The sequence below is a fragment of the Mycobacterium sp. NGS48 genome (assembly GCF_059812585.1).
On sequence record NZ_JCALCY010000053.1, the window covers coordinates 1 to 337 of the forward strand.

General features: G+C 62.6%; 1 protein-coding gene and 1 pseudogene. Both read left to right on the forward strand.

From position 1 onward, the window contains the following. On the forward strand, positions 1 to 234 hold a 234-nt coding region (locus AC5Y42_RS23625), incomplete at its 5' end, for a type VII secretion protein EsxS (protein ID WP_499900987.1). A gap of 17 nt (positions 235 to 251) precedes the next feature. After that, positions 252 to 337 (forward strand): annotated as a pseudogene (locus tag AC5Y42_RS23630) (WXG100 family type VII secretion target); the annotation flags it as partial.

A 337-nucleotide genomic window follows, 5' to 3' on the forward strand; every position in this document is an offset into this window, starting at 1 on the left:
AAGGCGGGGTTGATGCGGTCCACGATTGGGCAGGCGGAGCAGGAGGCGCTGTCGGCGCAGGCGTTTCATGTGGGGGAGTCTTCGGCGGCGTTTCAGGCGTCGCATGCCCGGTTTGTGGAGGTGGCGGCCAAGGTGAATGCGTTGTTGGATATCGCGCAGGCCAATTTGGGTGATGCCGCGGGCACCTATGTGGCGGCGGATGCTGCTGCGGCCAGTGGCTATTCCGGGTTCTGAGTCGAAGGGATCAGATGATGTCGCAGATTATGTACAACTACCCGGCGATGTTGGCGCATGCCGGGGATATGGCGTCGTATGCGGCGACCATGCAGGGGTTGGG